Genomic DNA, 13,048 nt, shown 5'->3' with positions numbered 1-13,048 from the left:
AGCCGGCCCGCAGGAATCCCCAAGGGTTGGCACAGGATCATCCAAGGAGCCGGAAGCCACGCGCTTCCGGCTCCTATCCTTTTGGTACAGCCACCGTTTGTCCGGCTCCCGCGGGAGGATTTCCCCGCCGCAAACCGGGCGCCCAGCCACCACGAGGACCCCAAAATTCGTACCAGATCCTTCCTGCTGCCTGCCCTCACGGCGCTGCTCTCCGCCGTCACCCTTTCCACCGCCTCCCTTCCCGCCGTCGCCGCCCCTGCCTCCCCGGCCGGTTCCGGCGGAACCGGCAACGCAACCGGCCGCTACATCGTCCAGTACGCGCCAGGAACCGATGTCGCCGCGGAGGTGTCCGGACTGCACGGCCAGGGACTCGCCGTCGGCCGTACTTTTGAACACGCCATCCGCGGCGCCGTCGTCACCGCCAACCCGGCCCATGCGGCCGCCCTTGCCAAGTCCGGGAGGGTGCTGTCCGTGGAGCCCGATGCCCCTGTTAAGGTCTCCGGGACGGAGCAGCCCGCGCCCTGGGGCCTGGACCGCGCCGACCAGCGGGCGCTGCCGCTCTCTGGTTCCTACTCGTGGACCGCGGCCGGTGCCGGCGTGACCGCCTACGTGGTGGACACCGGCATTCTGGCGTCACACACCGATTTCGGCGGCAGGGTGGCCGCCGGCTGGACCGCCGTGGCGGACGGCAACGGCACCACCGACTGCAACGGACACGGCACCCACGTGGCCGGAACTGTTGCCGGCTCCACGTACGGCGTGGCCAAGAGCGCCACCCTGGTGCCGGTCAGGGTGCTGGACTGCAGCGGATCCGGCTACAACTCCGACGTAGTGGCGGGCCTGGACTGGATCGCCGCGAACCACGCAGCCGGCACCCCCGCCGTAGCCAACCTCAGCCTGGGCGGAGCCGCCAGCAGCACCGTGGACAACGCCATCCAGGCAGTCATTGACGACGGCGTCACCACCGTGGTTGCCGCCGGAAACTCTGCAGCGGATGCCTGCACCACCTCTCCGGCCCGCGTTCCCGCCGCCGTCACGGTGGCCGCCAGCGACTCCGCCGACAAGCAGGCATCGTTCTCCAACTTCGGATCCTGCGTGGACCTGTACGCTCCCGGCGTCAGCATCACCTCCGACTACTACACCTCCACCACTGCCACGGCATCCATGTCCGGAACCTCCATGGCCTCGCCGCACACCGCCGGCGCCGCGGCCGTCCTGCTGTCGCAGAACCCTGCCCTGGCGCCGGCCGACGTTGCCGCTGCGCTGGTCTCCAACGCCACGCCCGAAGTGATCGTCGGGGCCACCACCGGGACCCCGAACCGCCTGCTGTTCACCGGTGCGGACGCAGCTGCTCCTGCGCCGGCTCCTGCTCCCGCCCCAACTGTCGCGTCCGTGTCGCCCGCCGGGAAGGCCACGGCGGTGGCAGTGGGCACCAACGTGACGGCCACCTTCAGCACCTCGGTGCAGGGCGTATCCGCTGGGACCTTCGTGCTGCGGAATGCGGCCGGCAGCAGCATCACCGCGGCTGTCAGCTACAACGACACCACCAGGACCGCCACCCTTGACCCGGCCGCAAACCTGGCCGCAGACACCACCTACACCGCAACCCTGGCAGGCGGAACCTCGGCCATCCGGGATGCTGCGGGCACGCCGCTGTCCACGGTCAGCTGGACGTTCACCACCGGCCCCGCGCCCACGGTCACCAGCTACAGCCCGGGCAGCAATGCCACCCTGGTCCGCAGGAGCAGCAACGTCAGTGCCACCTTCAGCGAGGCGGTCCAGGGCGTTGGTACGGCCACGTTCACCCTGAAAAACGCTTCCACCGGGGCGGTGGTGGCGGCTACGGTCTACCGCAACGGCACCACCAACCAGTGGGTCCTCGACCCCCAGGCAGGGCTGGCCGCCAAGACCCGGTACACCGTGACGCTGACCGGCGGCGCCACCGGCATCCAGGACCTGGCGGGGAACCCGCTCGTTTCCCGCAGCTGGCAGTTCACCACCGGCTCGTTCTAGCCGCCAACCTGCCGGACCGCCGCGGCGCCCGCCCTGGAGCCTATATTCCAGGGCGGGCGCCGCGGCGTGCGGCCGCAGGATGAAGTGAATGGCCCGTCGCCGGGATAATCTTCAGCCTAGGCATTTACCATGGCCGTTATTCGGCATGGCTAAAACAGGGCGCAGGGACGGGCAGCACATTGGCACAGAATTCAGCAGGTTCCGCAGTCAAAGAAAACGGCAACGGCAGGTGGCGTACCTTCCATGAGAAGTTCGTGGTGGAGGAGCGGTATATCGACCCTGCCGACCGACGCCGCCTCTACCGGACGTCGGTGATCCTGGCCGTGGTGGGGCTGGCCCTCTTCATCGCCACACTGGTCAGCGTTGTCCAGGCCGACGGACTTTCCTTCGCCGACCACCCGGTGCACGACTGGCTGCTCACAACACGTTCAGCGGCAGTGACAGCCATCATGATCTTCCTGGCAGTGTTCTTCGGCCCCGTCGCGCTGCCCATCATCATCCTGGTGGTGATCCTCATTTGGGGATTCGCCGCCAAACACGCATGGCGGCCCATCCTGCTGGCCGCGGCCATGCTGAGCGGGGTGATCATCTCCCAGATCATCCTGCATATCGTCCAGCGCTCGCGGCCGCCCGTGGACCAGATGCTCTTCGGTGCGGACCAGACCTTTTCGTTCCCGTCCGGGCACGTGCTGGGAGCCTGCGACTTCCTGCTGGTGGGTGCCTACCTGATTTTCTCCCGCCGCCGGAACCCGCGCGCGGCGGTCTTCGGATTCGTCGGCGCCGGGATCGGGATCGTCCTGGCCATCGCAAGCCGCCTGTACCTTGGATACCACTGGCCCACGGACACGCTTGCGTCGTTCTCACTGTCGCTGCTCATCCTGGGCGGCGTCATCGCCCTGGACACCTGGCGGACGGCCCGGATCCCCGGGGAACCCGTCACGGGAGAACTGTCAAAGCCCGAGTAATCAGCGCGGGTGGAACTTCCACGCCAGGGCCTTGTTACTGCGGCCTGGACCGTGCCCGCTTCAGGGCACGGTGGAGTTTAACGTTCGCTGCCTCCAGCTGCAGGACCTTGGCAACGCCTGCCAGGTTCAGCCCTTCTTCGAGGAGCTCGCCAATCCGCAGCAGCACCGCGATATCGTCGTCGCTGTACTGCCGGGTTCCCCCGGCAGTCCGCGACGGTGTCAGCAGCCCCTTCGTTTCATAAAGCCTGATGTTCTGCTGTCCCGTTCCCGTCAGCTCAGCCGCCACCGAGATGGCATACAAGGCCCTTGAGCCGGGGGAGCGGGGGACGCGTCCTGCATCAGGTCCTGCCATGTTCCCTCCCAAAATCGGCCCGTCCGGTGTCTTGCTTCAGTTTCCCGCCGGTGCTATAAAAAATCTATACCCACCACCATAGATTAAGTGATGGTGGATAGCCACAGATCCAACACCTGGAAGCTAAAGGAGTGGGAAATGATGTTGATGCGTACTGACCCGTTCCGCGAGCTGGACCGGCTCACGCAGCAGGTCTTTGGAACCACCGCCCGCCCGGCCGCCATGCCCATGGACGCCTGGCAGGAGGATGGCGAGTTCGTGGTGGCGTTCGATCTTCCCGGCGTGAAGCTGGACTCCCTGGACCTGAACGTTGAACGGAATGTTTTGACCGTCCGGGCGGAGCGCCAGGACCCCACGCAGCCCAACGTTGAGCTGGTGGCCTCGGAGCGTCCGCGCGGTGTGTTCAGCCGCCAACTGATCCTGGGCGACACCCTGGACACGGAGAAGATCAAGGCCAGTTACGACCAGGGCGTCCTGACCCTGCGGATTCCCATGGCGGAGCAAGCCAAGCCCCGCAAGATCGAGATCCAGACCCAGCAGGGCGACATGCACCAGATCGGCACCTAGATCCATGCTTTCCCACCCTGTGCCCCTGTCCCCACAGCAGGGGCACAGGCGGAACAGGAGGCTGGGATGATTGACAACCCCGATTACTACACCGTCCTGGGGGTGGACCGGGATGCCACCCGGCAGGACATTTCGCACGCTTACCGCGCCCTGATGCGCAGCCACCACCCGGACATGGATGGCGGTCACCCGGACGTGGATGCTGGCCTTGGGGATGGGGCCGGCGGCGGCCCTGCCCATGGGGCCGCGCAATCGACGGCGGACAAACCGGGGGACCAACTACTCCGGATCATGCAGGCGTTCAACGTGCTGCGGGACCCGGAACGGCGAGCCGAGTACGACCGGAAGCTGGCGGCAGCGGAGCCCGTCATCATCCCCGTCCGCAAGGTCCATAGCACCGGGGCACCGTCCGGGCCTGCCATCCGCATCACTCCGGTGCGGTGGGAAAGCGGACCCTGGGCTTGAACCTGGCCCGGACAGGCCCACCCAACCAGGGCCACCTGTATACATATCCTTTCCGAGGAGGCGGAACACTGCATGAGCGAGTGGCGGCGCTACGATTCACACCTGATCCCCGCGTTCCACGAACGTTTTGAGCAACGGTGGGGCGCCGGCACCGCGCCCTTCCTGGACCCGGAGGCGCATGAACAGCCGCTGCCCCGGGCGCAGTGGATCAACCCGGCCACCGGTGCCGCCCTGGCGGTAGTTCCGGTCTGGACCGCCGACGAGCGGCAGCAGCGTTCGTTCGGCGTGTTCTACCTGCCGCCAGGAGGGGATATTTGGGTCCTAAGGCCTGGCTACACCGGCTACCTGGAACCATCCGACGGCGACTCGGAGCACCTGGTGACCCTGCGCAATGACGCCTTCCGCAAGGCAGTGGCGCACGCCAAGGAGTTCCTTTTCGGTTCGCAGTAGCCGTGGTGCTGCGTGGAGGGTTGCTGCTCGTCAGCCGCCCTTCCCTATGAGATTCTGGGACGTACCCTGACCACCGCGACCAAAAGGCTGGACCAATGCACATCACCGCCAAGGACCTTGCAGCACTTATCCCTCCGGGGTTCACCCTTGGCGTCGCAACCGCAGCATTCCAGATCGAAGGCGCGCTGGATGAGGATGGACGCGGTCCGGCGGCCTGGGACGGGTTCGCAGCCAAGCCTGGTGCGATCGTTGAGAACCACAGCCCGGTGGTGGCTACCGACCACTACCACCGGATGCCCCAGGACGTGGCGCTCCTGAAGCAGCTGGGCGTGGACTCCTACCGGTTTTCCTTCTCCTGGCCGCGCATCCAGCCCGGCGGCACCGGCCCCGCCAACCGCGCCGGACTGGCCTTCTACGACCGGCTCCTGGACGAGCTCCTGGCCAGCGGAATCTCGCCCATGGCCACCATCTACCACTGGGACACGCCCCTGGAACTGGAGGATGCCGGCGGGTGGATGAACCGGGACACGGCCTACCGCCTGGGAGAGTACGCTGCCATCGTGGCCGAAGCATTCGGGGACAGGGTGGCCCGCTGGGTCACCATCAATGAACCTGCAACGGTGAGCGCCAACGGCTACGCGTTCGGGCTGCACTCGCCGGGCAAAGAGCTGGCCCTGGGTGCCTTCCCCACGGTCCACCACCAGCTGCTGGGCCATGGGCTGGCTGTCCAGGCCCTGCGCGCCGCGAAGGTACCGGGCGAGATCGGGATGACCAACGTGTACTCACCCATGGTGCCGAACTCGATCAACCCGCTGGACAAAATCAGCGCCGGAATCATGGACCTGGGCCAGAACCGGCTCTACGCCGACCCGGTCCTCACGGGTAAGTACCCGGATCTCATCCGTGCCGCGAAGTTCTTCAGCTCGTTCGAGCATCCCGAAGAGGACATGGAGATCATTTCCCAGCCCCTGGACTTCTACGGGCTGAACTACTACATGCCCACCAAGGTGGCGGCGGGCCCCGGCGGCGGTACCGTGCCGTCAAGCATGGCGGAGGCCATGGGCAGCGACCTCAGCGCAACGGGCAGCGGGGCAACGCCGTTCCACGTCGAGACCTGGCCGGAAGCGGACATCACCGCCTATGGCTGGCCGGTCAAGCCGGAGTACATGGCGGTGGCGCTGAAGGAGATGGCGGAGCGGTACCCCAACCTGCCGCCGGTGATCATCACAGAGGGCGGCGCGAGCTTCGAGGACATCATCGTCCGGGACAAGTCCACCAACACCCGCTTCATCCCGGACGAGCGCCGGCTCAAGTACCTTTCCGACCACCTGGAAACCGCGCTGCGGGCCACGGCGCCCGGCGGTGTCGCAGAGTCCATGGACCTGCGCGGCTACTACGCATGGTCCTTCCTGGACAACTTTGAGTGGTCCGCCGGCTATAAGCAGCCGTTCGGCCTCCTGCACGTGGACTTTGAAACGCTGGAGCGCACGCCCAAGGCGTCCTACTTCTGGTTCCAGGAGCTCATCGAGGAACGCGACCTTGCCGCGGCGGCGGAGCTGGCCATCGCCCAGGCAGTGGTGCCGGATGTTCTGGTCGAAGAAGGTGTGGAGGGCACAGAAGCGCCCGACGACGGCGCGGCATTGGGTGCCAGTGCCTAGGACCTGAGATGCAGGCGCCGGCCGTGGCGGCACAGTGCCCCATCGGGGCTATGCCGGATCAGCCCCGGAGCAGGTCCAGCATGGCGAGCTGCCTTGCGATGCCGGCGCCGTCGGGGGAATAGATCCACGGCACCCTTGACGTGGTGTGGTCCCCGTCTTCCGAATGTCCGCCGGCGAATACGGATTCGCTGACAGACAGCTGCCGGATGGCGATGGCCGCGACCCTGTCCGGGTTCTCAGCCGCGAAGGCGGAGTAGATGGCCTCGTCGTGCTGGCCGTTGTCGCCGATCAGGAGCCACCGCATGTCCGGAAACTCCTGCGCCAGCCGCTCCAGGTTCCGGTGCTTGTGGTCCTGGCCGCTGCGGAACCAGCGGTCCTGGGTGAGCCCCCAGTCCGTCAGCAGCAGTGCGCCCTTGGAGTACATGTTGCGGGTCAGGAACCGTGCCAGCGTAGGGGCGGCGTTCCAGGGCCCGGTGGACAGGTAGATGACCGGCGCTTCGGGGTGCTCGATGGTCAGCCGGTCCAGCAGGACGGCCATGCCCGGGGTGGCCATGCGGGCGCGTTCACTGAGTACGAACGTATTCCACAGCGCCAGGAAGGGCCTGGGCAGGGCGGTGACCATGACGGTGTCGTCGATGTCGGAGACGATGCCGAATTCCACGTCGGGAGCGATCACCTGGATCAGTGCCTCTGCCGGCTCGGTTCCCTCCGCGCGCAGCAGCGCGGTGTGCCAGCCGGGGGAGAGCTGCACATCCACCTCGGTGTCGATCAGCCCGCCCCGGTCAGCCGTGACGTGGGTGACCACGTCCCCGATGGTGATTTCGACGTCGCTGTACTGCAGCGGCACCCCGGTGAAGGCGCGCCAGCCACGGATGTTCTGGTTGCCGTTTTTCGCTTCGTGCTCCGCCTTGCTGCCCGGCAACGGCTTCTGCGTCAGGAGCACCCGACCCAGTACGCGCACCCGGGTGGTTGAACCGTAACCCTGGTAAGCGATGGTCTGCGGCACGAACTTCCACCGTTTGGCGAGCTGGATCCTGACGTCATTGACAGCGTCGGACAGTCGGTGGGCCAGCCGGAAGAATTGGCTTCCGGAAAGCGCAACGCGGCCCTTGGTATTGTCCGTGGGCGGGTGTGCCGTGTCATGGGCGGGGTTCTGCGGAGCCGTGTCCATGGCACCACTCTGCCACAGCGCGGCAACAGCCATCAGCCGTTGCCCAGGATCCCGCGCAGGGTCTGGGCGTTCCGCACTGCGTTCCCGCCGCCGTCGTTGTTGAAGTACGCGTAAACGTCGATGCCCGCGCTGTCCCACTCCCGGATCCGGTCCGCCCACCACTGCATGTCCGCGTCCGAGTAGGAGCCGCCATACAGGTGCTCCTGGTCCGGGCCGTGGAGCCGGACGTAGGTGAACGGCGCGGTGGTGCGCAGAATGCAGGGCAGGTTGGCGCCGCTCATGATGCAGTACGCCGCCTGGTGGCGCTCAAGCAGCTCAAATACCTCCGGGCAGTCCCAGGTGGGGTGCCGGAATTCAACGGCAACCCTGATCCAGGACGGCAGCACACCCAGGAAATAGTCCAGCCTTGCATCGTCCCGCTCCAGCTGGGGCGGGAGCTGGACCAGGAGTACGGCACGTTTGTCCCCAAGTTCATGCCAGCACCTGGCGATGCGCTCCACCCAGACTTCAGGCGAGTACAGCTTACGGGCGTGGGTGAGCCCGCGGGGAGCCTTGACGGACATGCTGAAACCCGGCGGCAGGCGCCTGTTCCAGCCCGCGAAAGTGGTGTCCCGCGGCCACCGGTAAAAGCTGGCATTCAGTTCAACCGTGCTGAAGCTGGAGACGTAGCACTGGAGCCGGTCCCGAACGGGCAGCCCGGGCGGGTACAGCACGTTCTCCCAGTGGTCGTAACTCCAGCCGGAGGTGCCAATGTGGATTGCCATTTGCCTCAGGCTACACCCGGACATTTCCCCTTCCGTTGGGGGCTCTGTATGGCAGGGTAATGTCATGGTGCGAATTGAGGATTATGCGGTGGTTGGCGACCTTCACACCGGAGCCCTGGTCAGCAAGGAAGGCTCGATCGACTGGCTTTGCCTGCCACGGTTCGATTCCCCCGCGTGCTTCAATGCCCTGCTGGACACACCGGATGCCGGCCGCTGGCTCCTGGCACCCGCTGGCGGGGGTTCCTGCACACGGCGCAGCTACCGGGACGGCAGCCTGGTCCTGGACACGGAGTGGGACACGCCGGAAGGAACCGTCCGCGTCACCGACTTCATGCCGCCCCGCGATTCCGTGGCCGACATCGTCAGGATCGTGGAAGGCGTCAGCGGCAGCGTCAGGATGCACGGCGAACTCATCATGCGGTTTGACTACGGGCACATCATTCCCTGGGTCCGCAAGGACAAGCGCGGGCTGCATGCCATCGCGGGACCGGACGCCGTCTACCTGGTGACCCCCGCACCCCTGCATGGTGAAAACATGCATACCGTCAGCGACTTCACCGTAAACGCCGGCGACAAGGTACCGTTCGTGCTGACCTGGGCGCCCAGCCATGTGGGCCGGCCGGTCACCGTGGACGCTGAGGACGTCCTGGACAGCACCTTCGAATTCTGGCGGGGGTGGTCCTCGCAATGCACCGTGGAGGGGAAGTACCAGGATGCGGTGGTGCGCTCACTGATAACGCTCAAGGCGCTGACTTACGCTCCCACCGGTGGCATCGTGGCCGCCGTCACCACCTCCCTTCCCGAGCAGCCTGGCGGCCAGCGCAACTGGGACTACCGCTACTGCTGGCTGCGGGATGCGGCCATGACCCTGCAGGCCCTGCTGGCTGCCGGGTACACCGCGGAGGCTTCTGCCTGGCGGGACTGGCTGCTTCGGGCGGTTGCCGGTGACCCCGCCGACCTGCAGATCATGTACGGGATCCACGGTGAGCGGCGGCTGCCGGAGATGGAGCTGCCCTGGCTGAAGGGCTACGAGAACTCGGCCCCTGTGCGGATTGGAAATGCGGCGGCCGAACAGTTCCAGCTGGACGTGTGGGGCGAGGTGCTGGACTGCCTGGCGCTGACCCGTAACTCGCTGCTGAAGCACACTGACGAGGCCTGGGATGTGCAGATCGCGCTGATGGAACACCTGGAAACCATCTGGGACCAGCCGGACAACGGGCTCTGGGAGATGCGGGGCCCCCGCCGGCACTTCACCCATTCCAAGGTCATGGCCTGGGTGGCGGCGGACCGGATGGTCAAAGGAGTCCGCGAGTCCGGCCTGCCGGGTCCGGTGGAGCGCTGGGAAGCGCTGCGGGACCAGATCCGCGCGGACATCATGGCCAACGGTTTTGATGCCAAACGCAATACGTTTGTCCAGTCCTATGGCCGGCCGGAGCTGGATGCCAGCCTGCTGCTGATTCCCAGGGTGGGCTTCCTGCCCAACGACGATCCCAAGGTGATCGGCACCATCGAGGCCATCCAACGGGAGCTGACCCAGGACGGGTTCGTGCTGCGGTACAAGCCGGAAGAGAGCGACGACGGCCTGCCGGGCGACGAAGGTGTCTTCCTGGCCTGCTCGTTCTGGATGGTGGAGGCGCTGCTGGGCGCCGGGCGCCATGAGGAATCGCGTGAACTCTTCGAACGGCTGCTGGAACTGCGCAACGATGTGGGGCTGCTGAGTGAGGAATGGGGAGTCAAGTCAGGCCGCCAACTGGGCAACACGCCCCAGGCATTCAGCCATTTTGCGCTTGTGACTAGCGCTCTGGAGCTTCATCAGGATACGGTTCGGCGCAGTGACACCCCCCTTCCGTCCGCAAGGACGGATTCGCGCTGAGGCGGCGCGGACAGGGGCTGAACTTCTCCTTCGCAGGATAGATAAGTATACTTACTAACACCTCATGGAGTGCTCCCAAGCACAGCGCCGTGATTGATGGAGGAGTGATAGCTATGGCCGGATTTTTTGAGCTCGTTGATGCCCCTGACGGTGGTTACCGCATCAGGATGATGGACGGAAGCGGGAACCTGATGGCCATCTCGGTCACCTTCCCGACCAAAAGGGCAGCGGTGGCAGGCGTCGCCATGGCCCGGGAAATCGCAGGCACGGGCCTCATCCGGGACAAGAGCCTGGATGGTGCCGGGTCCGTCATTCGTGAGCGCGTGCGGCCCGTCAGTTCGCCCAAGGAGGAAGCGGCCAGGCGGAAAAAGGCGCCTGACGTGCGACGGGCAGCGGTGGGCTGATGACCGGGTCCATGACACCCCCTGGCGACGTCCGCCGGGGGGTCCTCTTTGACGTTGACGGCACCCTGATTGATTCGTCCTACATCCACACCATTTCCTGGTGGGGCGCCTTCCGCCAATACGGGCACGACGTGCCCATGGCGGCCATCCACCAGCTTGTCGGCATGGGCGGCGCCCGGTTGGTGGACAACCTGCTGCCACCCGACCGCGACCGTGACGAGGATGAGGACATCATGGCCAGCCATGGGGCGCTCTACGCCTCGCACTGGCCCTCACTCCGTCCCCTGGATGGGGCCAAGGAGCTCCTGGGCCAGTGCCACGCCGGGGGACTGGCTGTTGCTTTGGCCTCCTCGGCCCGGCAGCGGGACCTGCAGGTCATGCGGTCCGTCCTGGACGCGGACGCCTTCATTGACGCGGCCACCAGCGCCAATGATGCGAAGGAAAGCAAGCCGGCGCCGGACATCCTCGAGGCCGCCCTCGAATCGGCCGGCGTGGACGCGGCGCATGCAGTCTATGTCGGCGATGCCGTGTGGGACATGAAGGCGGCTGGAGCCCTGGGTATCCCGGCCATTGGGGTCACCTGCGGGGGCATCCAGGCCGCGCAACTGCGCGAGGCCGGCGCCGTCGAGGTTTATGACGGGCCACGGGATCTGTTGGAAAATCTTGGCTCCAGCTCCATTGGCCGGCTGCTTGCGCTGCAGTCGAACCCTTAGTCCCCAGCGGCTGCCCGGTTCACAGCGGCCGGCCGCCCGGTACTGAATCTTCGTTGCCGGCAATGGCGGGTTTTGTCCACGACACGACCACCTTCACGGAGCCGTCGTCGTTCCGCTCAATGTCCGTGGCCACCTCGGCCGCGGGGGCGCCCATCTCCTCCACGCGCCTCCGGTATGTATCGACCAGTTCCGCCAGGCTGTCCTCCGTCCATTCGCCCGGGCGCATGCGGGTTGAGATCTCTACCGGTTCCGGCTGGTACAGCGACATGGCGTTCCTCTTTCGGGGTGCTCTTTTTGGTGTTCCGGGACCCTTCCTACGCTAGAAGCAGTAGGCGCCTGCCACAAGCTCTTAGTCAGCATGCTTACTTTTTTCCCTCAAAACCGATACGGTCGAAGAAAGGGTGCCCGCGGGTGCCCTGCCCCGGGAGACCCCGGGCAAAGCAGAGCGAAAGGGATACTGTGAAAGCACTGACGTGGCAAGGAAAACGGTCGGTAAGCGTAGAAGAAGTACCCGATCCCGTCATCCAGGAACCGACGGATGCGATCGTACGGATCACCTCCACTGCAATCTGCGGATCTGACCTGCACCTCTACGAGGTCCTGGGCCCGTACATGCACAAGGGCGACGTCATTGGCCACGAGCCGATGGGCATCGTGGAAGAAGTGGGCAGCGGCGTCACCAATCTCCGCAAGGGCGACCGCGTGGTGATTCCGTTCAACATCTCCTGCGGCTCCTGTTACATGTGCAAGATGGGACTGCAGTCCCAGTGCGAAACCACCCAGGTCAAGGAGAAGGGCTCCGGCGCCGCCCTCTTTGGCTACTCCGAGCTGTACGGTTCCGTTCCCGGCGGCCAGGCCGAGTACCTGCGGGTACCCCACGCCGACTACGGGCCGGTCAAGGTGGGCAACGAACTGCCGGATGACCGGTACCTGTTCCTCTCCGACATCCTGCCCACGGCCTGGCAGGCCGTGGAATACGCGGACGTCCCGGCAGGCGGCACCTTGGCCGTGTTCGGCCTGGGCCCGGTGGGCCAGTTCGCCGGCCGCATCGGCGTCCATCGCGGGTTCCGCGTCATCGGCATCGACCCTGTCCCGGAGCGCCGGGAGATGGCTGCGCGGCATGGCGTGGAAACGCTGGACCTGAGCAAGACCATCGGCGACGAACTCCGGGAAATGACCGGCGGCCGCGGTCCGGATGCGGTGGTTGACGCCGTCGGAATGGAAGCCCACGGCTCCCCGGTGGCTGGCTTCGCCCACCAGGCGCTGGGACTCCTGCCGGACAAGCTGGCGCAGAAGGCCATGGAGACCGGCGGCGTGGACCGGCTGGCGGCGCTGCATGCCTCCGTCGACGCAGTCCGTCGCGGCGGCACACTGTCCCTCAGCGGCGTGTACGGTGGCACGGCCAGCCCCATGCCGCTGCTCACCATGTTCGACAAGCAGTTGCAGGTGCGCATGGGCCAGTGCAACGTGCGGAACTGGACGGACGCCATCCTTCCCCTCGTGGAGGACGACGCCGATCCGCTGGGTGTGATGGACCTGGTCACCCACCGTTCGGGCCTGGATGGTGCGCCCGCCCTGTACGAGAAGTTCCAGAAGAAGGAAGACGGCTGCATCAAGGTGGTCCTCAACCCGGGCGCCTAAGCCTTACCAACA

The 13,048-nt window shown here is 66.1% G+C and carries 14 protein-coding genes; 10 read left to right on the top strand and 4 right to left on the bottom strand.

The window, feature by feature from the left end; all coding sequences use genetic code 11:
* Positions 1-81: 81 nt before the first annotated feature.
* A complete protein-coding gene (locus ACIGJD_RS17125; protein WP_483687212.1) occupies positions 82-2,013 on the top strand; it encodes a S8 family serine peptidase in 1,932 nt (643 codons plus the stop codon).
* A 179-nt stretch (positions 2,014-2,192) separates the two neighbouring features.
* Positions 2,193-2,978: a phosphatase PAP2 family protein gene (locus ACIGJD_RS17120; protein WP_483687211.1), complete on the top strand. Its 786-nt coding sequence runs from the start codon at positions 2,193-2,195 to the stop codon at positions 2,976-2,978.
* Between the two features lie 34 nt (positions 2,979-3,012).
* On the opposite strand, the gene ACIGJD_RS17115 is transcribed toward ACIGJD_RS17120, so the two are convergent.
* Positions 3,013-3,330: a MerR family transcriptional regulator gene (locus tag ACIGJD_RS17115; protein WP_483687210.1), complete on the bottom strand. Its 318-nt coding sequence runs from the start codon at positions 3,328-3,330 to the stop codon at positions 3,013-3,015.
* 141 nt (positions 3,331-3,471) lie between these two features.
* On the opposite strand from ACIGJD_RS17115, the gene ACIGJD_RS17110 reads away from it, so the two are divergent.
* The 4 genes from ACIGJD_RS17110 to ACIGJD_RS17095 all read left to right on the top strand — a co-directional run bounded on the left by ACIGJD_RS17110 (position 3,472) and on the right by ACIGJD_RS17095 (position 6,470).
* Positions 3,472-3,897 carry an Hsp20/alpha crystallin family protein gene (locus tag ACIGJD_RS17110; RefSeq protein WP_286404604.1) on the top strand — a complete coding sequence of 142 codons (426 nt, stop codon included), beginning with the start codon at positions 3,472-3,474 and terminating at the stop codon, positions 3,895-3,897.
* A gap of 66 nt (positions 3,898-3,963) precedes the next feature.
* Positions 3,964-4,362, top strand: coding sequence for a J domain-containing protein (locus ACIGJD_RS17105; RefSeq protein ID WP_483687209.1), 399 nt, complete (start codon positions 3,964-3,966; stop codon positions 4,360-4,362).
* Between the two features lie 72 nt (positions 4,363-4,434).
* Positions 4,435-4,812: a hypothetical protein gene (locus ACIGJD_RS17100; RefSeq protein WP_142132599.1), complete on the top strand. Its 378-nt coding sequence runs from the start codon at positions 4,435-4,437 to the stop codon at positions 4,810-4,812.
* Between the two features lie 95 nt (positions 4,813-4,907).
* The gene (locus ACIGJD_RS17095) at positions 4,908-6,470 is read left to right on the top strand and encodes a glycoside hydrolase family 1 protein (RefSeq protein WP_483687208.1); all 1,563 of its coding nucleotides are present in this window, start codon (positions 4,908-4,910) and stop codon (positions 6,468-6,470) included.
* A gap of 58 nt (positions 6,471-6,528) precedes the next feature.
* Here the strand turns inward: ACIGJD_RS17095 and ACIGJD_RS17090 are convergent, their stop codons facing one another.
* Entirely contained in the window at positions 6,529-7,641 is a 1,113-nt protein-coding gene (locus ACIGJD_RS17090) for an App1 family protein (RefSeq protein ID WP_483687207.1), read from the bottom strand.
* Positions 7,642-7,673: 32 nt separating this feature from the next.
* Complete coding sequence (locus ACIGJD_RS17085; RefSeq protein ID WP_483687206.1) at positions 7,674-8,405, bottom strand: DUF72 domain-containing protein; 732 nt, start codon at positions 8,403-8,405, stop codon at positions 7,674-7,676.
* Between the two features lie 64 nt (positions 8,406-8,469).
* On the opposite strand from ACIGJD_RS17085, the gene ACIGJD_RS17080 reads away from it, so the two are divergent.
* The 3 genes from ACIGJD_RS17080 (at position 8,470) to ACIGJD_RS17070 (ending at position 11,395) form a co-directional block, all read left to right on the top strand.
* Positions 8,470-10,278 (top strand): glycoside hydrolase family 15 protein, encoded by a 1,809-nt coding sequence (locus ACIGJD_RS17080; protein WP_483687205.1) that lies wholly within the window; start codon positions 8,470-8,472, stop codon positions 10,276-10,278.
* 113 nt (positions 10,279-10,391) lie between these two features.
* Positions 10,392-10,682 (top strand): hypothetical protein, encoded by a 291-nt coding sequence (locus ACIGJD_RS17075; RefSeq protein WP_142132604.1) that lies wholly within the window; start codon positions 10,392-10,394, stop codon positions 10,680-10,682.
* An 11-nt stretch (positions 10,683-10,693) separates the two neighbouring features.
* Positions 10,694-11,395 (top strand): HAD family hydrolase, encoded by a 702-nt coding sequence (locus ACIGJD_RS17070; protein WP_483687204.1) that lies wholly within the window; start codon positions 10,694-10,696, stop codon positions 11,393-11,395.
* Between the two features lie 19 nt (positions 11,396-11,414).
* Here the strand turns inward: ACIGJD_RS17070 and ACIGJD_RS17065 are convergent, their stop codons facing one another.
* Positions 11,415-11,663, bottom strand: a complete 249-nt coding sequence (locus ACIGJD_RS17065) for a hypothetical protein (protein ID WP_483687203.1) — start codon at positions 11,661-11,663, stop codon at positions 11,415-11,417.
* A 191-nt stretch (positions 11,664-11,854) separates the two neighbouring features.
* Here ACIGJD_RS17065 and ACIGJD_RS17060 point away from each other — a divergent pair, with 191 nt between their 5' ends.
* Positions 11,855-13,036: a zinc-dependent alcohol dehydrogenase gene (locus ACIGJD_RS17060; protein WP_142132607.1), complete on the top strand. Its 1,182-nt coding sequence runs from the start codon at positions 11,855-11,857 to the stop codon at positions 13,034-13,036.
* Positions 13,037-13,048: the final 12 nt, after the last annotated feature.

It is taken from the genome of Arthrobacter sp. E1SS-5 (assembly GCF_057073715.1).
This window is presented reverse-complemented; position numbering and strand designations above follow the sequence as displayed.

Bases quoted from the DNA above. Each gene is read 5' to 3' on its own strand.
- ACIGJD_RS17075 (WP_142132604.1), top strand. From the start codon at position 10,392: ATGGCCGGATTTTTTGAGCTCGTTGATGCCCCTGACGGTGGTTACCGC.
- ACIGJD_RS17115 (WP_483687210.1), bottom strand. From the start codon at position 3,330: ATGGCAGGACCTGATGCAGGACGCGTCCCCCGCTCCCCCGGCTCAAGG.
- ACIGJD_RS17080 (WP_483687205.1), top strand. From the start codon at position 8,470: ATGGTGCGAATTGAGGATTATGCGGTGGTTGGCGACCTTCACACCGGA.
- ACIGJD_RS17100 (WP_142132599.1), top strand. From the start codon at position 4,435: ATGAGCGAGTGGCGGCGCTACGATTCACACCTGATCCCCGCGTTCCAC.
- ACIGJD_RS17090 (WP_483687207.1), bottom strand. From the start codon at position 7,641: ATGGACACGGCTCCGCAGAACCCCGCCCATGACACGGCACACCCGCCC.
- ACIGJD_RS17110 (WP_286404604.1), top strand. From the start codon at position 3,472: ATGTTGATGCGTACTGACCCGTTCCGCGAGCTGGACCGGCTCACGCAG.
- ACIGJD_RS17105 (WP_483687209.1), top strand. From the start codon at position 3,964: ATGATTGACAACCCCGATTACTACACCGTCCTGGGGGTGGACCGGGAT.
- ACIGJD_RS17095 (WP_483687208.1), top strand. From the start codon at position 4,908: ATGCACATCACCGCCAAGGACCTTGCAGCACTTATCCCTCCGGGGTTC.
- ACIGJD_RS17085 (WP_483687206.1), bottom strand. From the start codon at position 8,405: ATGGCAATCCACATTGGCACCTCCGGCTGGAGTTACGACCACTGGGAG.
- ACIGJD_RS17070 (WP_483687204.1), top strand. From the start codon at position 10,694: ATGACACCCCCTGGCGACGTCCGCCGGGGGGTCCTCTTTGACGTTGAC.
- ACIGJD_RS17065 (WP_483687203.1), bottom strand. From the start codon at position 11,663: ATGTCGCTGTACCAGCCGGAACCGGTAGAGATCTCAACCCGCATGCGC.